Genomic DNA, 22519 nt, shown 5'->3' with positions numbered 1-22519 from the left:
TTTATTTTGTTTTTTGAATCACCCCAATATTTGGTACACAACTAATCAAAGGCAGTCTCGTACAACTTAGATGAACATATTAACAACGAGGTGATGACAGCATGACAATGAAAAAGGGAGTAATAATGGCTCTGCTGGGTGTATCGCTGCTCCAGGCGAACCCGTCTTATGCGGAGTCGGTGCCGCTGAATCCGGTGACGACCGTCTATGTGGATGACCGCCCGCTTCAGCTTGCCGCCCAGCCGCTGCTGCTAGGTGGGACAACGCTCGTCCCCATGCGCCAGTTGTTTGAGGCGCAAGGAGCCAGGCTCTCCTGGGACGGAGCCAGCAAAACCGTAACGGCAACCAAAAGCAACACGGTGCTGACCTACCGCATCGGAGAACTTTCTGCAACCCTGAACGGCAACCCGCTGTCCCTGAATATTCCCGGACAGATTATTAAGGGCAACACGATGGTTCCACTACGCTTTGTAAGCGAAGCGCTTGGGAGCACAGTGAAGTGGGACGCCCTAACCCGGACAATCCGGATTGTCTCCAAGGACGATTTTTTCACAACCGTCCTTTCCGGGGTCAACCTGCGCAGCAAGCCGGATTCATCAGGAGCTTCCCCTTCCCTGCGGCTTATTCCAAGCGGCGAAAAGGTTCAGGTCATCCGCGAGGTCAATGCCCTCTGGCTGGAAGTGCGTACTAAAGACAACCTGACCGGCTACATATCGGCTAAACCAAAATACAGCGATTATACCAGCCCATCCCTGGCGGAACAGCAAGGAGATGAACTGATCGCCTACGGCGAGAAATTTATTGGTACCCCTTATGAATTCGGCGCAGCAACCGGCCAGACATCGACCTTTGATTGTTCTTCTTTTGTGGGGGAAGTGTTCCGACATACGCTCTCCATCGACCTCCCCCGTGCCTCTTACGATCAGGCTAAAGAAGGCCGGGAGGTCGGGCTAAACGAGCTGCACAAAGGCGACTTGCTCTTCTTTAGCGCACGCGGACTGAAGATCGGCCATGTGGCTATCTATGCGGGGAATAACAAATTGCTGCATACATTCTCCAAAGAACGCGGCGTTCATTTTGACACGCTTGACGGTAAATGGCAGAAACGTTTCGTAACTGCACGCCGACTGTTCTAGGACAAACCGGGCAGCGGATAACAGCAGGCTATTCCATAGCCCGTAGTAGAGTCAGGCAGCTCCCGCCATGGTGTTCCTGATGATGCCACCCAGAGCACCACATTCATGATCTTCTGATTGCCTTTTGCCGGACGCCTCCCTTGCGGTTTGCGTTCAGGCGGCAAAAGGTATTAATTCTTCCCCATCCGAGCTGCTTATATAGGTACTGCGACATGGATTCAAAATTGGATACGGGCTGAAAAAAGATTCCGAACCGATATCCGTCGAACGAAGTAAATCAGTACACGTCATTGCCTGATAAAAGACATTCTCAAATTTACCCTAATGTCCGCCTCAGCTATCCTCCTCGAAACCTTACCCTGCTAATGACCCTTAAAGTAACCTATGCTATAATGTGGAAAGTATGGATGGTTACATGTACAGGAGGATGGGAGCAGAATGATTGGGAAATTTCTTATTTTTTCTCTACTATGGAGTTTGCTAGGCAACCCGTTTCTGGCACTGATCGTACTGCTCATCGTGATCTATATATTGGATCGCAGCTTTGTGGGTGTACTGCCCAGCATCAGCAAGCCCTGGAAAAGAAGACGCAACGCGGCACGGCTGCGTCAGCAGATTGCGCTAAATACCAACGATGTGGCTGCCAAGTTCGATTTGGCTCGTATTTGGATCGAAAGCAAGAAATACCACCAGGCTTTGGAACTTCTATTGGAAATTCAATCCCGCTATGAAGATTCCGCCGACTATTGGAACGCACGAGGAACGGCTGAAGTACACACAAACCATCTGGAAGATGGAGAGCAGCATTTACTGAAGGCACTGGACATTAACCCGCGGGTGCAATACGGCGAGCCCTATTTGCATTTAGCCGCAGCTTTCAAGGAGCACGACGTAAATAAGGCACTGCACTATCTGCAGCAATTCCAGGAAATTCAGTCCTCTTCCAGCGAAGGCTATTATCTTACAGGCTTGATGTACCGAATGCTGGGACGCAAGCATGAGGCCACTGCAGCCTTTAACCAGTCGATTGCCGTCTATCGTTCTCTGCCCAAATACCGCAAACGAAGTGAGCGCAAGTGGGCTGTACGCAGCTTATTCCGTAAATTAATAGGCTAAACGGATTTATATTTTACCTTAACGACCTTTCTCTTTTTTTGAGAAAGGTCGTTTTTACGTTTCATCCACACAGCTTCTCCATCGACCTGAATCGAATCATTTTGATCCTCCTGATCAGCGTTTTATTTTGTAACCTGTTATTGACATGCCACAAATCTGGTCATATAATCCGCTTATAAACTTTAGAGTTTATAAATAAACTCAAAGGTATAAAACCAGAAAGGACGATCATCTTGTTGAAATTTACTCTTTACATACCTTTCATATTCATCCTTTTGTTAACTTCAGCTTGCTCCTCTACAGGATTGAGTCAACATGATGCAGCAGAACAACAAAAGCAAAAGGTGGAAGCAATGACTGTAAAAAAGAACCGCTATTGACTTCTTTTCACCTTTCAGGCACACTACAGCCCTATGAAGACACCACTGTATCGTTCGAGTTATCCGGTCTGATACGTGACACACTTGTGAACGTGGGAGATTCCGTACAAAGGCCAGGTAATGACGAAGCTTGATCCATCCAGCTATCAGCTCCAACTGGAGCAGGCCAATACGGCCATTCTTGAAGCACAGGCAGGTATCAAAAATGCCACAGCTGCCATTTCAAGTGCAGATGCCTCCATTCAATCCGCCGACGCGCAAAAAGCAGCAGCTCAAGCTGGAGTCAACAAAGTGAACAAGGGTGCCCGTGAGCAGGAAAGGACACAGGTGCGCACCAAAGTACAAAGAGCACAGTCCGCTTTGACTAAAGCACAGGCTACCGCTGATCGCACCAAGCTTTTATATGACCAGGGAGCTGCGACCAAAAACGAATATGAAAATGCACAGCTCGCTTTAACCAACGCCTCCAAGGATCTGGAGGATGCGCAAGAAGCCCTCTCCTTAATACAAGAGGGAGCCACATTAGAAGATCGGCAATCGGCAGAATCCAGCTTGCGGCAAGCCCAAGCCGGGAAAGAAGCTGCCATCGCTGCGAAGGAACAGGCTGGAGCCTCCAAGGATAACTCTACTGCGGCATATCAACAGGCGGTCACTGCCAAAAAGCAAGCCGAACTTTCCCTCTCCAAGACAGCCTTAAAAGCCCCCATTTCCGGCGTTATTCTGGAGAAAAAGGCAACGGTGGGACAATTGGCGAGCGCTGGACAGCCGGTATATCGTATCGGACAAATCGACAAGCTCAAGGTGCTGCTCCCTGTTCCCGATCATGAAATCACGAACTGGAAGCAAGGTCAGACAGTCCAACTGCAACTGTACGATGAGAACAGAGAAGGAACGGTCAGCAAAATTTATCCGGCCACCAACACCAATACGGGCAGTATCAATGTGGAAGTGATTGTTCCTAACACCCAGCATGATTGGGCCCCAGGACAAGTCGTAAAGGCAGGCCGACAACTGACCCTCTTTATTTTTATCATGGCGATTGTTGCCGGGCTGTTATAGTGTCTCTCAGCTTCCCCGCCAGGAAACGCCGGATATTATTAAGAAAACCGCTGTGGTCACGACCCTCTACCCTGGAGCTACACCCCAAAAGGTAGAACAAACGGTCACGAAGCCTCTGGAACAAAAAATGAAAGAAATCAATCATATTAAAAAGATTTCTTCTACATCTGAAAATGGACTTTCAATGATTATCATTGAGACAGAAGGCAACGCCAATGCCGCAGAAGCCTGGGATGCATTACGCAAAAAAATGAACGATGCCCAGTCTTCTCTGCCCACAGATGCTCAAAAGCCTGTCGTTAACGATGATTTGAATAAGGTATTTATTCATTCCTACGCCATCACAGGGGACTCTGTGGAGCAATTGTATCAACTAAATGATACGGTGAAATCATGGAAGGATCAATTAAAAACCATTCCCGGTGTATCGGAAGTAACAATCAAGGGATTACCGGATCAAGAGGTTCAGATTCAGATTGATGCTCAAAAGCTCCAGCAGTACCATATCAGTTGGGAACAGCTCATGAGTGCAGTGCAGAAGGAAAATGAGCAATATCCGATAGGCAATCTGGATTACAACGAACGCACATACCGAATGAATGTGACGCAGTCCAAGAATGCTCAAGAATTGAGCAAGGTCATTATTTCCAAAACTGAAAGTGGCGCTCCTGTGTATCTCAGTGATGTGGGCAGCGTTTTACTTACGCAAAATACCAGCAGTTACATGGCCTTTTTTAACGGTAAACCCGCTATTACACTGACGATTAACGGTAATACCGGCTCTGACGTAGACACGATTTATAGCAAAGTAAATCAAGAAATGCAGTTGTTAAAACCAGATCTGCCTAATACGTTTCAACTGAATACGTTATTTTCACAGACCGAGCGGATTGATCATATTTTTCATGGCTTGACCCGTGAATTGCTGTTTGCCATTGCAGCAGTTGTGATCGTATATACATTGGGATTGAATCTGGTGACCTCTTCCTTTGTTGCACTGGCTATTCCCATTTCGATTGCCATAGGCTTCATTATTCTTCCTATACTCGGCGTAACGCTGAATCAAGTTACTGTCATCGGCCTCATTATTGTAATGGGGATTCTAGTCGATGATGCTGTGGTGATTAATGATAATATTGAACGCAGAATGATGACCTTGGGTGAGAGCCCCAAGATAGCAGCAGCATTAAATGGAACGAAAGAAGTTTCCATTTCCATTTTGACCGCAACCCTGGCAACTGTAGCCTCCTTTGCCCCGCTGTTCTTTTTATCAGGCGATGCAGGCTCCCTTATCAAGCCATTACCGTTTGCTGTTATTTTTACGTTATTGGCTTCCATGCTCATGTCCTTTACCGTCATCCCAATCTTTAGAGAATGGTATGGACAACGAAGTCAAAAAACGCCCAACTCCACCATGAAGCCGCCGGGACTGCTGGGAAAACAAATTGACGCTCTTCGTAACGTATATACCAGCAAGCTGATTCCCAAAGTCATTAAGCAACCTGCATTGTATGCTTCATTAGGATTATTGATTAGTACCACGCTATACGGTGTACTTGCTCTGATTCCGATCGACCTGTTCCCCAGAACAGACGATCCGCAATTAAGCATTAATGTGCGTATGTCCATAGGCACTTCTATAGAAGAAACCAAGCGGGTCACCGAGGATATTGCCAAATGGGTGAAGCAGCAGCCTCATGTGAAAACGATCAGTTATGCGGCTGGCGGTGACGCTCCCCAGTTGTTTCAAGATATGACCGCTGACGCCAAAACAGGCACAACCGTGGGTCAGATTGCTATTGTTGGGGAAGAAGGTGCATTTGATCCCGATGAAATGGCAGACAAATGGTCCTCCATCTTAAAGGATCGTTATCCGGGTCAATCCATTTCCTTGAAAATAGCCAAAGTGGGGGTGCCTCTCGGTAAGCCGATCTCCATTCGTATTTCAGGCAATGATGTAGGTCAGCTGCGTTCGTTGTCACAGCAGTTAAAAGAAGGCATTATGGCTACCAGAGGAACACAGGACATACAAGACAATATGGAAAATGAAGGCTATACGTTGGATTTCCAAATCAATAAACAAGCGATGGATCAATATCAGATCAGCAATAATGATCTGACACGTACACTCTTGTTAATGGGTAATGGCGTGAGTTTTAGCCGATTTGATACGGGGAAAGATTTGATCAATATTAAGCTGAAGCTAAGCCAAACTGATCAAGATCCTGAAATTTTGTTTCAGCAATTGAATGTGACCAATGCCAATGGTGTTCAGATTCCTTTATCTCAATTGGCTGAGTTGAAGCCATCCTTTGCAACACAAAAAATTAACCATTATAATTTAAAGCGTTCGATTACTGTTGAAGCTGAAGTTCACGGGCGTACAGCTTCCGAAGTCATGAAGGATGTCAAGCTTAAATTGCAGGACATTAAATTTCCTCCAGGCTACACTTGGGAAATTGACGGTGAGATTTCAGGACAAGATGACATTTTATCAGAAATAGAATGGTTATATGTTGTCGTCATCCTATTAATCTTTATGCTGATCTTTTTGCAATTTTATTCTTTCTCGACTCCACTCATCATCTTGACTACCGTGTATATGGCAGCAGCAGGCGGATTTCTTGGCTTGTTCATTCTAAATACGCCGATTACTTTTATGGGCGTGTTGGGCTTAATGACCTTGGCAGGTATTGTCGTACGTAACGGCATTGTGCTGATTGAGTTTATTGAGGATGCAAGACGTGAAGGGATCGAACTGAAGGAGGCGGTTATTGCAGCGACCAAAGCGCGTTTCCGTCCCATATTGCTTACTTCACTGACAGCCATTGTCGGTCTGATTCCGATTGCGCTTATTGGAGAGCTTATGTTTAGACCGCTGGCGTATACCATTATGTTTGGATTGATGTACTCGACCATTCTTACGATGTTTGTGGTTCCGTCCCTGTATATGGTTATTGCCCGCTGGAAATTAAAGAGACAGAGCAAAAAATTGGGGGTACAATGAAAAAAATAACGAGTGAAGATATTATCTATGCCGCCCTTTCCCTGTTTTCTGAAAAAGGGTACGATGCCACCTCGGTGGATGAAATTGCCCGCGAAAGCGGGATGGTCAAGGCTTCCTTTTATAAATACTTTCAAAGTAAAGAAGAGTTGCTGCTGGGGACAATCGTCCTGATTGAAAAACTTCTTGATGCAGATATTAAAGAACTTTATTTGAAGCACCAGCTACCTTCCCGTGAAAAGTTGAGACAACTGTATTTGATTGCGCTGGGCCGGATTTATAAGAATAAAGTTCATTTGCTTGTATACTCCGTCCCTTTAATCGGTTCTAAGGAAGAAAAAATCGCACAAGCCATTGATCGTGTTGAATATTATTTGTCTAACGTGATGGTTGATTTCTTAATTGATGCTTATGGACAATCTATACGTGACTATGCGCACGATATCAATTTTGTCATCAAAAGTATCATTATTAATTCCTTCCGAATGAGCAATTCAGAACTGTCCTCGACGGAGCATCAAACACTGGCTGAATTTATCGTCAGCATTACGGATATGCTGGCACAAGGAATGTTGGACCCTGATGTTCAACATCAAATCATGTGGGGCCGTGATTCCATATTCCATGAAGATTCTGATCAAATCTGGACCAAGGGAAAACAAATCTCCTATGCGCTGCAGCGTATGGATACAGTTCTGAAACAAACTAAATTAAATGAAGCTACCCGGAATGAATATGTGCAAATCCTAAGCAGATTACAGGGTGAACTCTCAAAACAAAACGTGGAAATAGCTCACGTGAAAGCCCTCCTTCTATTTTTGGGGCAGCTGCCTGAATTGCTGGAGGATTGTACCAAGCTGAAAGCTATATTGGAGGTTTAGCACGCCGAAATGCATAAAAAGAGGTTCATGATAGTCAGATCTGCTGCCCTCATGAACCTCTTTTTTTAATATGCATATTGTACGATCAAAAGCTTCCTCCCACGCTCATCGTAATGGCGCATAACCAAGCCGATTCAGCTCTTCGGCAATCACGCGATAACCACGACTGTTCGGATGTATCCGATCTAGCGAAAGCAGAGCCCGTTCATTGCCCTCAAACACAGGATAAATATTCGCCACCCGGTAATTCGGTCCACCTAGCGTATTGAGGAACGAGTTGTACTGGCGCACATATACCCCCGCTTCCCTGACTCCTGGAAAAGGATTATACAATCCTACCATTCGTATGATAAATGGCTCACGCTGACCGGACTTTATCTGATACAGGGCATGTACAATTTGGCGTACATGCTCTTTGGTGTGGTTCAGGGCTTGCGGTATGGAAGCACCCGACGAGCCGGGACCTCCAGCAAGAGCGCTGATATATGGACGCAAATCATTACCACCGATCGACACTGTTATGAGTTCAGCTCGGCTGAGCGCCGACCGAAAAAGCGGATTGTTGCGGATCAACGAAAGCAGTTCCTGTGAAGTCAGTCCGTTGATTCCCAAATTCTCGTAGCTGACTGGCGTGTGGAGATGTCTTTCCGCCATTCGTCGATAGATAGGTACAAATCCGCCGCTCAGCAGCGTGCCTGCACCTGTCGTTAAAGAATCCCCAATTGCTGTGTAGTGGTACGCCAATGAAACCCACCTCCCTCCGACATAATCTATCTTATGTGGAAAAAGGGACGTGCGACCCGGAGATTCGCTTATTCTTCGTCTATTTCATATACACAATGGAATTGCCCACCACCTGGCAAATCCTCCGATCCGTACACAGCGAATCCCACATTACGAAAGAAATCCGCTCCTTCCGCATCTGTTTCTACCGTGAGTCGTTTCGGGCTACGCTCCTTAATAAGCGTAAGCAGCATACCTCTGCCGTAGCCTCTATGACGATTTTCAGGCAATACGGCCAGGTGATGAAGCACGATCGTTCCATCCGCTCGCTCCTCAAAACCGATGACACCTACGATAAGTCCTTCATCTTCCACACCGAACAGCTTCCATTCATCCGAGGTTTGGTAGAAACGTAAAGCTTTCTCTCCTTGTTCAGGACGATCCAGCACTGCATAGGTTAGCAGCTCCAGAACCTCCGCTTGATCCAAATCGTTTTTCATATTTTTAAACATCGTTAGTCGTCTCTCCTTATATCCTGAATCCTTTGGCACATTTGGGCTAAGCCTTGTATCAGGGCATCTATCCTGCTGACTTATAGTATTTAATTCTCCACAATGAGCAACGGCCAGTTATCCAGCCACTGCTTCTCAAATACACGCTGACGAAAAGCCGTCGTGTGACGGAACAATGGACTTTGACGTACCCGCATATCCAGGAGATCGTTTAATCCATGCGGGCAAATGACCTCCATTTGATCCTCACCATTTAATCTAATGGCTACGGCCGTAGCCGTCTCTGGCCAGCGACTCATGGCATCCTCTATCGAGGAATACGGGACTTCCCCGTTGCGGATATGCATCCGCGCCTGATTTTTGACAGACCAGTTACGTCCAGCCTGCTTACGATTCAAGGACAACTCCAGATGCTCATCTCTTTCCTCCAGCGTATTTTTCGGATCAAAATAAATAACATCTATATCATTGAGAGGTGTAGCGGTTGTATAACCATGCAGTTTATCCCATACCCGATTGCGTACATAGCCTGCGGCAATACAGCCTTGAGGCAGCCCCAAAGCCCGTACGCAGCGCAAGTCTTCAAGAACCTGCGGATCATTCATCATGTGTATAATTCGCTGCGTATCCTCTTCCGGCTTCATCCTGCATTCAGCTCCTTATTTTAAGATGACAGTTGTTGCGGGCTCTCCAGTCTCGGCCGCAATCCGGAATGTACGCTGAGCCAAACGATTGCGAGCTACCAGTAAAAACGGAATGCCCAATACGACCGACAGCGTAATCGGAACAAAAACGGCGAGCGGTGCCGTTTGACCATAGCTATCCAGCAACCAGCCGCCAAATAAAGGAGCTAGCACACTACCCAGATTATTAAAGCCAATCGTACCAAAGTAAGTCCCTTTATATTGAGCATCTGAAATCTGATCTATCAGCACATCCAGCATCGTAAACAATAACACTTCACCTATTGTAAACAGCACCATATCCAGTATAAACAGCCAGCCTGAGTGTAGCACACTGAACAGGAGCAAGCTAACCGCAATGCATAGATTGCCTGCAATCAAGGAATTTACCGGGGAAAAGCGGCTTGCCAGCCGTACCAGCGGATACTGGAAAGCCAATACGCAAATCGCGTTGGCTGTGAGCATATATGTAAACCACCGGGTTCCTTCCGCGAAGGATAACGATAAAAATTGAGGCATCGTGGAATTGGAATGAGCATAGCCCATCACGCAAAATACGGTTCCAAGCAAAATCGGCATGAATATCGGATCACGGCTGGCTGTACGGAACGCCTCTCCCATCCGTAGCGGAGCTTCTCCCGTCGTGGTCCCTACATGCAGATCGGCGGCATACCGTGCAAATTGAATCAACAGCAACACCCCATACAAGGCGTACACACCAGCAGCTACCATAAACGGCGTCCCCGTGGATGCAGAGCCCAGTAGCAAACCGAGCAGAGGCCCTGCCACCACACCTATATTAATGGCCGCATACCTCATATTGTAGATAAGCAGCCTTTTTTCCTTGGGGGTTACATCCGATAACAGTGCTCGCGAGGTTGGCTCGAACAAGGACTTGCACAGCCCATTTAAGGCATTAATGACAAAAAAGGCCCAAGCCGCTTCAGCCAACGCAAAAGCAACAAATACAAGCGCCCAACTGGCGATGGACACCAGCATCACTTTACGCCGTCCGATGCGATCTGAAATATATCCACCGTAAAAGCTGGCAAAAATGCCAACTAGTGAGCTGACCGATACGATGATTCCCGTATGAAAGGGAGATACCCCCAAACGAGTGGTCAAATAAATGGACAAAAACGGTATGCTCATTGATGTGGCCATCCGGCCGAAAATAGTACCCGCGATAATCGTCCAGGCCAATGGGTGAATCGAACGCAGCTGTTCTTTCATATATGTCCCTCATGCCCTCCTTCTCTGTCCCAACCCCTTAAAAAACTTGCCCACCATCATAGAGGCGTTAAGAAGCGTTGTTTACAAGTCAAATAAGCGGGGAATCTCTCTCAGTTTTGGCCGATATATCGTTCCAGTTCCAAGCACGTTGCCTGATAAACAGACTGGAGCGCTGCCAGCTTACTTTCCGCTTCTGCGAGTCGGTTCTCGCGTGCAAACTGCTCAATATCGGACAGCAGCGTGGACAAGCGCCCGACACCCAGACTGACACTGCCCGATTTCAATTCATGGGCTACCCCCTTTACCTTTTCGGCTTCCACGGAGGCAGCCAGCTCTCTTAATGTATTGATTTTGGCAGGCGTATCACTAGTATACATATCGACCAGTGATTGCAGTAGTCCTGTAGTGCCATCCTCGTCCAGCAGCATAATTTCACGGATGACTTCCTCATCCAGGATAGGCTCAGCTTCAGGCTTGGGAAGCCATTTGACCAGCTTTTCAATTGTTACTGGCTTCATCAAATAATCGTTCACTCCTACCTCACGCCCCCGTTCGCGATCCACCTCGGACACATTTCCGGTGAGGGAAATAATCGGTACCGGTGGATGCTGGTCTTTTGCTTCACGCTGGCGGATCGCTTTTGTCGCATCATTACCATTTTGGAGGGGCATGTGATGATCCATCAGAATGCAAGCGTAGGATCGTTTGGCGGCCGCTTCGACCACGGCACGTCCATCCTCTGCAAAATCAATATGCTGGAATCCCAAGCGGTTAAGCTGCGATTGTATCACCTGGCGATTCACCCGATTATCCTCAGCCACCAAAATAGCTTGAGAATGACTATGCTCACGCAGCAACTCGCCAAGCGTCGTTAAATCAGCATTTTTATGCTTTTCTATTTCGTCTGCCTGTTTGGAGCCTTTCATCAAAGGAATTTCAAACCAGAACGTGGAGCCTTGACTGCCTACACAAGCCGCCACCAGGCTGAGTCCCTTATTTCCATTACCGATCCAGCTGGGATACAGGCTGGAAATAATAAATTGAGTAGCAGCCGTACAAAAATGCTCTTGTCCAACGGTGATTTTGCCTTCATGCCACAGTCGACCCAGTTCATATTGTGAAATTCGAAAAATATATTTGTAGATGTGTCGAATACACCTTCATCCAGCAAATGGACAATCTGGTTCAAAGCCTGTCTGCGGTTACCTGCAAGCAAATATTCCAAATATTAAGTACATCCATCGAGAATGGATTATCATCATTAATTGGTGACCAATTCCCCCAAGTCTCCTGCTTGCATTAACAGGGACTCTCCTGCTGTATATTGCTGTATACTCATGTACAGCTCCTTCCCAGACAAGAACGATTTGTAACTGTAAGCAGGAACTGGGGAATACATCCGAGCGTGATTATTAGATAATTATACCTGATTTGCGTCTCTACATTAACCCTACTCCCCCAATTACGACAAAAAAATAAAATACCGGAAATACGGTATTTTATCTAAAAACATATTTAACCTGCAGTCCGAACGTGTGCAGCCTATGAGTCGTTATTTTTCTATCCCTCAGCTCTGTCCCTCAGCGGTTAGTCCAAGCTTTTTTAACAAATGAATGGCCTGCTCCTTCTCTTCCACAGACAGACCGTCCACCGTCTCCATAATAACACGATGGTGCTGTGGGAATATTTGCTCAAAGAAATGGCGTCCTTCGTCGGTCAATTCTGCATAAATCACACGCCGATCATCTTGTGATGCACGTCGGGTGAGCAAGTTTTTTTTCTGGAGCTTATCCACGACATACGTTATATTCCCACTGGAAATGAGCACCTTTTCCCCAATTTTTTGCAAGGGCTGTGGTCCGCGATAATACAACAGATCAAGTACACCAAATTCTGTTGTATTCAATCCATGACTATGAATATCACGATTCGTGCGGGACGTGACCGAATTATAGGCACGAGCCAGCACAACAAACAAATTAAGCGCCAAGTCCTGATCATCTGGTTTTACAGACATAGTAACAGCCTCCGTTAGTCATATCTTTATTCAAAGATATATTAATTGCATGCTTTTGTCAAGTTTAAGCGTTTATCCCTACTTCTTTTGCGATCATAATGAATTAATTCACCATTATTACGTGAACGTTGTCATTCATGAAGTAAAAAAGCCCACTCTCCACCCGTCACCAGTTTATGTGGTGACGGTACGAAGAACAGGACTTTTTTATGATGCAATCCCTAGTCTTTTTCGTAAAAATACATAGCCAACTCGGCCACAACATACACCCACAACATTCAGTATGATATCATCCACATCCATTGTACCTGCGCCTAGCAGCATTTGGGACACCTCAAGAATGATCAGCGCGGCCACCACCGTTAACAGCAGTCTGCCTATCCTGCGCATGGACACCCAAATGATCGGCAAAAGAACGCCGAAGGGAATGAATACACCAATATTCCCAAACAAATTAACACCCCATACCCGAAAAGGGAACGAATGCATTGCCCTCCAATATTGTCTAATTGTATCCAATGGAACGATATTATACGAATACGGAGGTCCCGGTCGCAGGGTACGCCCAAATCCGAGAAACATCCAGTATATTAGAAGCGCTGTATATAAAATAAGTAGCACACATGCCACACTACGAAGCAGTCGAGTACCTGGCATTACTTATTACGAATGTCGATTTGTCCATTGGCTCGTGCGATAATGACCTGATCCGCCATATTAATGAACAATCCGTTATCGACGACCCCCGGAATTTGATTCAATCGGATTTCCAACTCTTGCGGGTTCTCAATCGTCCCATAACGGCAATCGGCAATATAATTACCGTTATCCGTTAGGAAACGCTCGCCGTCTTGTATACGCCATTCCGCTTGGCAACCTGTCTGCCGCAAGGCCTCCAACGTCCACTCACTGGCAAAAGGTACAACCTCGACAGGCAAGGGAAATGTGCCCAGCACCTTTACATCCTTCGACTCATCTACAATAATGATTAATCGGTCACTGTTGCTTTCCACAATTTTTTCTCTCAGCAGAGCTCCGCCCCCGCCCTTTACCAGTACCAGCTGCTCATTCACTTCGTCTGCCCCGTCAATGGTAACGTCGAGCCTTCCAATCTGATCGAACGGAATGATGGGAATTCCCAGTTCTCTGGCCAGATCCTCCGAGGCTTGGGATGTAGCTACAGCCTGTATATGTAATCCTTGTGCTACACGCTCACCGATTTTTTGAATAGCCCAATAAGCTGTCGAGCCTGTACCAAGTCCTACTTTCATGCCATCCTGAATCGCCTCTACTGCTTTTTCAGCTGCTTTTTGCTTCAAATTCATGATCATCTCTCCTGCTATATAGGCTAGTATTGATTTACCATTCATTTTACATGAAACCGTTTTATAAGGACAGGTGCAGCTTTTTACCATAACAAAGACTGTTTACATCGTGTTCATACTCGCCGAATCGTTCAATGGGTTCATAACCCTGCTTGGTATAGAGAGCAATTGATTCAGGTTGAGCCGCGCCGGTTTCCAGCTTGATCCTTAAAATTCCCTGCTTTTGAGCCTCATTTTCCAAAAAGGATAACAGGCTGGCACCAATTCCTTGCCTGCGATAAGAGGAATCGACATAAAATCTTTTAAGCTCCATCTCTTCCTTATCTATAGGCCTAAGCCCTCCACAAGCAACAGGTTTTCCATCCATATACACAACAGCGAAAATCATTTCTTTTACTTTCGGATTGGAAAAATCAACCAGATAAATTTCGTCGGCAGGATACCTTTCCAGCAAGTCCTCATCCAGCCTCTGAATTAATTCATGCAGATCTGCATGATCACTTTTAACCTTTACAGTCGTAAGCTTCGACATGCTTCTCATCTCTCTTCCCTATGCATGGATATATGGGCTCATTTCGCAAACAATTCACAAAAACCGCGACAAATCAAGCATTTGCAACGCTAAATATGAAAAATGTCCCAAATTGGCATGTGCAATTGACTCTATTATAAAGTATGATGGTTTCTGTTGAACAGTTGCTTGTAGACTGAACCGAATACAAATTTCAAGTTGAAGTATAAATTGGAATATACTGAAACAAACTCAGCGATTACCTATTAAAATTAATTTTTCATTGTGTAAGGTATTCATTTCAAGAGCATTTTGTACGACATATATATAGGGATATCATACTTGTACATAAAAGGACTAAAGACCTATTACTTAAAGTTCAAGTTCCTATTATCTCTATTCTTCGTTTGTAAGGGGAACTTGATTATCTCATTCGATAAGCGGTTCAACACCATATACAAAAATACAACCAGGGAGTGGAAGATTTTGAAAAAGTGGAGTAGCTTATCATTCTTCACCAAGAACTTATTATTATCATTCTTCAACATCGTATTGATCGGGCTAGTCCTCATCGTCTCCAGCTATTTGATCCAACGTACGATTTTGATAGACCAGTTGCACGGGCAAGTGGAGAAAATCACATTGAAATGGGCCCAGGGCATCAGTGCAGATGAAGTAACCCAAGCCGTTCAAGAAAAAAATTATGACGGACCTGTTCAAACCAAACTCCGTGCTTATCTGGATAGTATCATGGCGACGAATCCAAATATCTCTCATGCCTATATTTTTGGAACGGAGCTGCAAGACGGCGATCAGACATCCATTGTTGCGATGCCGACCGATCTGAGAGAATCATTTGAGAAAGAAAAAATGGGCGTTGGCGCCATGTACCAGCAGCCAAATGTCGTGGCAGTAAGCCTGACCGATATGCTGGACAGCGGCAAACCAACCTTTACCAGCTTCTATGATGACTCTTTTGGTACATGGACCACTTTAATGACTCCGATTAAAGATCCTAGTGGCAAAATCTTTGCATATTTTGCTGTCGATGCAGATGCCGGTGCTGTACCTGCCGGATTAACCAAGTTGCTCATTAGTGGTGCTACCATTTTGGTCATTTTCCTACTGATCTGTCTGGCGCTTCAATATTGGGTAGTAAGACGCACTTTGACACCGATTAAGCAACTGATGTACGGCATCAGTGAAGTAAGCAGAGGGAATCTGGACGTTCAAATTCGTGCAGGCCAAGATGATTTGGGATTGGTGAATCAGAACTTTAATGACATGGTGAGCCATATTAACAGCATCATGACCAAAGTGAAGCAGACAACGGATGAAGTCAATGAATCAGCGAAAGAGCTGCTCGCAATCTGCGAACAAAACGGTGTTAATTCAAACATTATTAATCAGAATATCAATGAAATTACGGATAACATCCGCGCACAAGAAAAAGCAACAGGAGACAGCGCACGAGCCATGTCTGAAATGGCTTCGGTCATCCAAAATATCGCAGCCAGCTCTGCTACTGTTGCAGAAGAAGCAAATTCGGTCGAGAAACGCTCTAATGAAGGTAACGAAATTGTAGGCAAGGTTTCTTCGCAAATGCATTTAATTACAGACTCTGTTACCAATACATCCCGTATTATTAAACTGCTGGATAGCCGCTCGCAAGAAATTGGTAACATTATTGGTACGATTTCAGGTATTTCAAGCCAAACTAATCTGCTTGCCTTGAATGCTTCTATTGAAGCTGCACGTGTCGGTGAAGAAGGCAAAGGTTTTGCCGTCGTTGCCAGTGAGGTTCGCAAGTTGGCAGAGCAATCTGCGGAAGCAACCAAACAAATCACATCTTTAATAGAAGAAATTCAAAGTGAAATCGGGCAAGCCGTGACATCCATGGAGAAAGGTACCGTTGAAGTTCAGAATGGGATCGTTGTAGCTGGACAGGCTGGTAAGCTGTTCAATGACATTTTGCAAGCAACTAAAAATGTAGCATTGCAAATTCAAGAAGTATCCAGTGCTACGGAGGAAATCTCTGCAGGTACACAAGAAATGACAGCAACCGCGGACGATCTCTCTTCCACCGTGAGTAAAACTGCTAACAACAGCATTCATATTGCCCAAACGGTTGATGAGCAAAAGGCTTCTCTGGACTCCATCATTGATTCGTCCCATAAATTGACGTCCATGTCTGAAGAGCTTCAGGAAATTACTTCTTATTTCAAAATTAAGGACACCAGCCGTACTAAATCGTAACAACCATCTATCGACTTCAAGCTCATATTCAAAAGTAAGTCGTTTTGTAATGCCTCCCTCCTGTTCATGCATTTGAAGGGATAGGAGGCATTTATTGACTTTACCTAAATATTAAGACATCAAACATTCAGGAGGTAAGCGTAATGGCTTCATTACTACAAAACAGTTCACAAACATCTCCATCCCCATTCCTGGTTCCCTTGGATTTTGCACGTACACAACGCAAGCATACATACTCTACTTATCAGGTAGAGCTAGAACCGTCCGTCTCGGAGCATCTGAACCAGCAAGCAGCGGCGGAAGACAAGCAAGCGTTGCTATTATCAGCGTATACCGCATGGGTATACCGCCTGTCCGCAGAAGAAGAAGTATCTTTTTCGACTTTTGTGCCTCAATCCGGTCTGCTCACAGCTTCACTGACGATGGAAAAGGAAACGACTTTTCATGAACTGGCAGGCTTATTCCAGGAAATGCTTCGCAAGTCTGACGCTTACCTGGCGGAACCACAGGCCGATACGTCATTTTCGACAAATCTGCCCACAGACAGCGGCGCAGAATCCCGGATTATGGACTGGGCTGTCAGCAAAAATAATGGATCTTATCAAATACAGATACGGTATGATGATTCACTCCTTCTGGAAACAACGGTTGTCCGGTATGCAGAATATTTTGAAATCCTTCTGCGTGGCGCGCTAACCCACAGCCATGCTCTTGTGAATTCAATTGATATATTGTCTGATGCGGATCGGGCGGCTCACGAAGCTTTAAATAATACAGTCGTGAAGTACCCCGAGCATCAAACCATTCACGGTATGTTTGAGGAGGCGGCTTCACAATATCCTGATCGTCCAGCTATCGCTTCCCACGCCGGAGAGTATACGTACCGTGAGCTGAACGAGCGTGCGAACCAGGTCGCACGTGTGTTGTTGTCCAAGGGTCTTGCCAAAGGCGAATTCGTGACCATCTTCATGGAACGGAGCCTGGAGACCGTTATTTCCCTGCTCGGCATCCTGAAAGCCGGAGGCGTGTACGTACCTGTCGATCCAGCCCATCCCGCTGACCGGAGCAGCTACATTGTTGAGGATACGCGTTCTCCCTTTGTCCTGACAACTTCCGCACTGATGGAGCAAGCGACTGAACTGTGCGGGTCTATTGATACCGTAAAAGAAATTTTAGCCATTAACGGGCCACTCGCGGGTTATGCCGCAAGCAACCCGAACGTTAACGTAGGCCCGGATGATCTCGCTTATGTTATCTACACATCCGGCTCGACAGGCAAACCAAAAGGGGCCTTGATCGCTCACCGCGGGGTCGTTAACTTGGGGGCTGTTGTGCAACGCGATTGCGACATCACACCTCAGGATGTATTGACCCAATTCGCGACCTATAGCTTCGATGCATCGGTTTGGGATACGATTGGAGCCTTGTTCTACGGTGCAAAGCTGTACCTGCTGTCCTCCGAAGAACGTGTATCCGTTGAAGAATTCGCAGAAGCCATCGCACGCACCGGTACGACGATTATTACGATTTTGCCGACTGTGTTCTTTAATCAGCTGTCTACGTACTTATCAGACGAAGGCTATCGTAAACTCGCCAAAGTACGGATTGTTACCGTGGCAGGCGAAGCGCTGTACGGCTCACAGGTTCGAGCCTTCCAGAGTAAATTCGGTACAGATACAGACATTGTCAACGTATATGGACCGACCGAGTGCACCGTAGCGACGACGACCCACCGTGTTCGTGGTGCTGTGCCTGAGCATGTCGTTAACATTCCGATCGGCAAACCGATTTACAATTACAAAGTCTACATCGTTAACGAGGACAACAAGCTGTGTCCTGTCAATATTCCAGGTGAAGTGTGCATCGCTACGCCTGCGTTGGCCCATGGCTACCTCCATCAGCCGGAGCGTACAGCTCAATCGTTCGTGGACAACCCTTTTGTTCCGGGTGAAAAAATGTACCGCTCGGGCGATATCGCCAAGCTGCTGCCAGATGGCACAATTGAATACGTGAGCCGGAAGGATTCACAGCTCAAAATTCGGGGGAACCGGATCGAAATTGGAGAGATTGAGGACCATTTTTCCAAGCATCCGGGTGTTCAGGACGTGGCTGTCGTAGCTGTTAAGGATCATACCGATCAAAATATGCTGGTGGGCTATTTCACCACTTCGGATGGACAATCCATCCCACAGGATGTAATTCAGTCCTATATCGGGAGCAAGCTGCCCTCCTATTTTGTACCGAGCCATGTCGTGCATCTGGAGGCTATGCCAATTTCACCAACGGGCAAGATCGACCGGAAAAAGCTGGCCCTGCGCCCGCTTCCTGAAGCATCTGACCTTTCATTTGGCGGGGAGCCTGTCCGGGAAGGGACCGAAACACTCATTGCGGAAGCATGGGCACAAGTGCTTGGCAAAAACAATATTGGCGCGACCGATGATTTCTTTCTGATCGGGGGCGATTCACTTCGTGTCATTCATGTGCTGGCTATTTTGAAGCCGCGTTATGGCGCATTGCGTATCGGAGATTTTTTCCGCTATAAAACCATTCGTGAGCTTGCAGAATACGTGGAGCAATTAGGTGCAGAACAAGCTCCGCAACGCAAACCAGTGGCGGTTCCTCAAGAAAAAACTGACCTGAATGAGCATCCGATTGAGCTGTCCAGCACTTCGGATATGGCTGAAGTGCGCGACATGCGTGTTATTCTGTTGACCGGAGCTACAGGCTATCTTGGTTCACACATTCTATATGAACTGCTTCAACGGACAGAAGCCCAGGTGTATGCGATGGTACGCCCTTCTCAGGAGGGACCATCCGGTATCGAGCGTATTCAATCTGTCATGACAGGGTATTTCGGACCCCATATCTCTGACTTGATCGAAGGACGAGTCAAACTCGTGTATGGAGATCTGGAACAGGCGGATCTTGGCCTCTCCTCTGCAGACCGTCATATGCTGGAGCATCAAATCGACGGCATCATTCACAGCGCCGCTGACGTTCGCCATTTTGGTGATTCAGCAGCCTTTGATCGTACGAATGTGACCGGGACGCTGGAGCTGCTGAAAATCGCCCAAGCGAAGCCAGGAGTATCCTTCCATCATGTCTCAACAATGGGCATACCGGAGGATCTAGCCAATGAGGGAAAATGGGAATCGGTATTGGATCTGTCCTCCTTCCCGGATGAGCTGAGCGTGGACAACCTGTACACGAACAGTAAGCTGGCGGCAGAAAAGCTGTTGTTCCAAGCGGCTCAAGCAGGTACGCCTGTCTCCATCTATCGCGCAGGTAATTTGACGGCCCACTCGGAAAACGGGCGCTTCCAGCGTAATATCGACAGCAATGCATACTATCGTATGATGAAAGCTATGTTGCTGCTGGGCAAGGCACCACAGGCTGATTGGCATACAGACTTCACGCCGATTGATTATGCCAGCCGGGCGATTGTAGAGCTGTCCGTTCATCCAAAAAGCGCGAACCGCGTTTTCCATATCTGCAATCCGAACCCACTTCCATATGACGAGCTGATTGCTATGGTAAACAAGCTTGGTTATGTCGTGGAAACCCTGGCTTTTGACGATTACAGCACTTGGCTGCTGAACCCGTCATCCGGTATTCAGGAGGATGCGCTTCATCTTGCTATGGGACAGCTCGAAGGCGACGGAGCCAAAGATTCTGCTTATCGGTACGGATGCACTGTAACCGCGTCAATACTGGAGCAGACGGGCGTTCAATGCCCGGCAACCGACCTGAAGTTTATTCGGAACCTGATCCAGCACGCCGTTGAGATCGGTTATTTCCCGGCTTCATCCAAAATATCCGCAAAAGCAACACAGAGGTAACAAAGTTGTGATATTTCCCCCGCGTGGGTTAGGTATGATACACTATATTTTAGTTTTAAATTTAGCATTGCCTCTATTCTCAGAATTTTTTGCATGCGGGGGATGTCATTCACATGAAACACATTTTTTTCAAAAGAGCGCTACTGATCATAGGCTTGATGGCTGTTTTAGGAATTTTGGTGTATGAAGCACGTACCATATATCACACGCCTGTAGCCAAAGGAACTCACCGCACACGCACGGCTAATGCGGATCGACTGGTACGCCATCTATTCTCACTGACGCCTACACCGGATAAAGTATATTACCAAAACAAAGTCATTGTTTTGATGTACCATGAGGTGACTAAGTCTCCACCTGATCCCGGTGCACTGAAGCTCAGTAATTTTAAGAAGCAGTTGGACGAAATGAAAGCAAACGGCTTCCACTGGATTACGATGAAAGAATATACGAACTTTATTTTAAATAAAGCCAAGGTTCCTGATAACGCGGTACTCATGACATTTGACGACGGCTATGAATCCTTTTATACGGGCGCCTTCCCCGTGTTAAAAGAATACCGCGTACCGGCAACCAACTTTCTCATCACATCCACAATCAGCAATCCCAAGCACATTGGTATTCGTAAGCTGACATGGGATCAAATCGCACAAATGCATGCCGAGGGGATTGACTTTTATAATCATACCAATGACCAGCATGCATACGGATACTCCAACACAGCACGCACCAAGCAAAAGCCGCTTCTGATGGCTCCGGTGTATTCGAAAAAACTGGGACGGATGGAAACCGAGGATGAGTTTAAACAGCGAGTTTACACCGATCTGGACACGGCTGACAAGAAGCTGTTCAAGCATCTGCACAATGATCAGAAGGTACTTGCCTTCCCTTATGGCGGATATACCAAGGAAACGCTGGATATTTGCCGCTCCTTGGGCATAGACGTTACGTTCACGGTAAAACCTGGCATTAATTCGCCGGGACAGACGAATGGCTATCGCGTTAATGCAGGTGGAATCCACAACATTCCGGAAGTCTTGGTGCAATATATGAAGGAGGGTGCTCCCCTTCGGCCGTTGCCTTTTGCCCAAGGCCCCAACACGGTATCCTAACACAAACGTTGTCTAGCTCATTTTTAGATAAAAAAGGAACCTTTCAACCATGTATGCTATGGTTGAAAGGTTCCTTTTTGGGTTGATGAGATTAGAATGAGGGCCAAATGCGAATCACCGCAATAACAGCCAAATGCACCGGGTAAAAGCTGCGCCACAACCAACGTGGAACCCGACTATAAAATCCGCTCTTTTCGGATGCAAAGCATGCAATCAAAATGCTGGACAGCAGACTAAAATGCTGGATATTCGCGTGGTGCACCAGATCATATACCACGTTCAAGGCAAAATGGGCTCCAACCATCCTATATGTACGTGTATAGCGATAAATAAGGACAAGCAACAGGCCATAGGCTCCATAATCCATCAGGCTAAGCTCCATCACCAGAGCCGTCACGACATAAAGGCACGTAATTGCGGCCCAATGCTTCAAGCGGGACGCGGCAGCCAGCGCCAGCAACGAAGCCAACAGCGTCCAAATTACATTCGGCCTATACACATCAAATGCCAGCATATAGGGTAGTTGGGAAATCAGGGCGAGCCCAAGGAGACGGAGCATGTAGCTCCGCATATCTCTTGTCCGGTCATACCCCATATACAGGGCGTACGCATAGATGGGAAAAGCGAGCCTGCCGGCAATTCTCCAAGCCGGATCTGCCGGGAAAAACACAAGCCCGACATGGTCAATCAGCATCGTCAGCATGGCCAACCAGTACATATAAGGCCCCCTTA

At 46.6% G+C, this 22519-nt stretch carries 19 protein-coding genes; 8 read left to right on the top strand and 11 right to left on the bottom strand.

From position 1 onward, the window contains the following. Positions 1 to 101: 101 nt before the first annotated feature. Positions 102 to 1136, top strand: a complete 1035-nt coding sequence (locus GCU48_RS20625; RefSeq protein WP_152381294.1) for a C40 family peptidase — start codon at positions 102 to 104, stop codon at positions 1134 to 1136. Here the strand turns inward: GCU48_RS20625 and GCU48_RS29345 are convergent. Further along, positions 1133 to 1300 (bottom strand): transposase, encoded by a 168-nt coding sequence (locus tag GCU48_RS29345; protein ID WP_081752116.1) that lies wholly within the window; start codon positions 1298 to 1300, stop codon positions 1133 to 1135. The two genes, GCU48_RS20625 and GCU48_RS29345, sit on opposite strands and share 4 nt — an antisense overlap. Before the next feature lie 274 nt (positions 1301 to 1574). Between GCU48_RS29345 and GCU48_RS20615 the strand changes: the two genes are divergently transcribed. The 4 genes from GCU48_RS20615 to GCU48_RS20600 all read left to right on the top strand — a co-directional run bounded on the left by GCU48_RS20615 (position 1575) and on the right by GCU48_RS20600 (position 7576). Next, positions 1575 to 2252, top strand: coding sequence for a tetratricopeptide repeat protein (locus GCU48_RS20615; protein WP_025716904.1), 678 nt, complete (start codon positions 1575 to 1577; stop codon positions 2250 to 2252). 500 nt (positions 2253 to 2752) lie between these two features. Beyond that, positions 2753 to 3691, top strand: a complete 939-nt coding sequence (locus GCU48_RS20610) for an efflux RND transporter periplasmic adaptor subunit (protein ID WP_244315808.1) — start codon at positions 2753 to 2755, stop codon at positions 3689 to 3691. Further along, complete coding sequence (locus GCU48_RS20605) at positions 3675 to 6698, top strand: efflux RND transporter permease subunit (protein WP_244315807.1); 3024 nt, start codon at positions 3675 to 3677, stop codon at positions 6696 to 6698. The genes GCU48_RS20610 and GCU48_RS20605 overlap by 17 nt, the downstream gene beginning before the upstream one ends. After that, a complete protein-coding gene (locus tag GCU48_RS20600) occupies positions 6695 to 7576 on the top strand; it encodes a TetR/AcrR family transcriptional regulator (protein WP_152381293.1) in 882 nt (293 codons plus the stop codon). Before GCU48_RS20605 ends, GCU48_RS20600 begins: the two co-directional genes overlap by 4 nt. Positions 7577 to 7681: 105 nt before the next feature. Here the strand turns inward: GCU48_RS20600 and GCU48_RS20595 are convergent, their stop codons facing one another. The 9 genes from GCU48_RS20595 to GCU48_RS20555 all read right to left on the bottom strand — a co-directional run bounded on the left by GCU48_RS20595 (position 7682) and on the right by GCU48_RS20555 (position 14601). After that, on the bottom strand, positions 7682 to 8320 hold the full coding sequence (locus tag GCU48_RS20595; protein ID WP_152381292.1) for a GDSL-type esterase/lipase family protein: 639 nt from the start codon (positions 8318 to 8320) through the stop codon (positions 7682 to 7684). A gap of 68 nt (positions 8321 to 8388) precedes the next feature. After that, entirely contained in the window at positions 8389 to 8811 is a 423-nt protein-coding gene (locus GCU48_RS20590) for a GNAT family N-acetyltransferase (protein ID WP_152381291.1), read from the bottom strand. Positions 8812 to 8900: 89 nt separating this feature from the next. After that, positions 8901 to 9455, bottom strand: coding sequence for a nucleotidyltransferase family protein (locus GCU48_RS20585; RefSeq protein ID WP_152381290.1), 555 nt, complete (start codon positions 9453 to 9455; stop codon positions 8901 to 8903). 15 nt (positions 9456 to 9470) lie between these two features. Beyond that, positions 9471 to 10727, bottom strand: coding sequence for an MDR family MFS transporter (locus GCU48_RS20580; RefSeq protein ID WP_152381289.1), 1257 nt, complete (start codon positions 10725 to 10727; stop codon positions 9471 to 9473). Between the two features lie 110 nt (positions 10728 to 10837). Continuing rightward, positions 10838 to 11707 carry a response regulator gene (locus tag GCU48_RS20575; protein ID WP_244315805.1) on the bottom strand — a complete coding sequence of 290 codons (870 nt, stop codon included), beginning with the start codon at positions 11705 to 11707 and terminating at the stop codon, positions 10838 to 10840. Positions 11708 to 12294: 587 nt separating this feature from the next. Beyond that, positions 12295 to 12744 carry a MarR family winged helix-turn-helix transcriptional regulator gene (locus GCU48_RS20570; protein ID WP_025719585.1) on the bottom strand — a complete coding sequence of 150 codons (450 nt, stop codon included), beginning with the start codon at positions 12742 to 12744 and terminating at the stop codon, positions 12295 to 12297. 207 nt (positions 12745 to 12951) lie between these two features. Beyond that, positions 12952 to 13401 carry a VanZ family protein gene (locus GCU48_RS20565; RefSeq protein ID WP_025719587.1) on the bottom strand — a complete coding sequence of 150 codons (450 nt, stop codon included), beginning with the start codon at positions 13399 to 13401 and terminating at the stop codon, positions 12952 to 12954. Further along, positions 13401 to 14069, bottom strand: coding sequence for a ribose-5-phosphate isomerase RpiA (gene rpiA / locus GCU48_RS20560; protein WP_152381288.1), 669 nt, complete (start codon positions 14067 to 14069; stop codon positions 13401 to 13403). The genes GCU48_RS20565 and rpiA overlap by 1 nt, the downstream gene beginning before the upstream one ends. Before the next feature lie 61 nt (positions 14070 to 14130). After that, positions 14131 to 14601: a GNAT family N-acetyltransferase gene (locus GCU48_RS20555; RefSeq protein WP_025719591.1), complete on the bottom strand. Its 471-nt coding sequence runs from the start codon at positions 14599 to 14601 to the stop codon at positions 14131 to 14133. A gap of 465 nt (positions 14602 to 15066) precedes the next feature. Between GCU48_RS20555 and GCU48_RS20550 the strand changes: the two genes are divergently transcribed. From GCU48_RS20550 to GCU48_RS20540, 3 genes are all read left to right on the top strand, one after another. Beyond that, positions 15067 to 16836, top strand: a complete 1770-nt coding sequence (locus GCU48_RS20550) for a methyl-accepting chemotaxis protein (protein ID WP_152381287.1) — start codon at positions 15067 to 15069, stop codon at positions 16834 to 16836. A 143-nt stretch (positions 16837 to 16979) separates the two neighbouring features. Beyond that, on the top strand, positions 16980 to 20675 hold the full coding sequence (locus tag GCU48_RS20545; protein WP_152381286.1) for a non-ribosomal peptide synthetase family protein: 3696 nt from the start codon (positions 16980 to 16982) through the stop codon (positions 20673 to 20675). A 113-nt stretch (positions 20676 to 20788) separates the two neighbouring features. After that, positions 20789 to 21787 carry a polysaccharide deacetylase family protein gene (locus tag GCU48_RS20540; RefSeq protein ID WP_152381285.1) on the top strand — a complete coding sequence of 333 codons (999 nt, stop codon included), beginning with the start codon at positions 20789 to 20791 and terminating at the stop codon, positions 21785 to 21787. A 91-nt stretch (positions 21788 to 21878) separates the two neighbouring features. Here the strand turns inward: GCU48_RS20540 and GCU48_RS20535 are convergent, their stop codons facing one another. After that, positions 21879 to 22505 carry a TraX family protein gene (locus tag GCU48_RS20535; protein WP_152381284.1) on the bottom strand — a complete coding sequence of 209 codons (627 nt, stop codon included), beginning with the start codon at positions 22503 to 22505 and terminating at the stop codon, positions 21879 to 21881. Positions 22506 to 22519 lie beyond the last annotated feature (14 nt).

Source organism: Paenibacillus brasilensis (genome assembly GCF_009363115.1).
GTDB classification, from domain to species: Bacteria; Bacillota; Bacilli; order Paenibacillales; family Paenibacillaceae; genus Paenibacillus; species Paenibacillus brasilensis.
The sequence above is the reverse complement of the archived record's forward strand: the minus strand, read 5'-3'. Positions and strand labels throughout refer to the sequence as shown.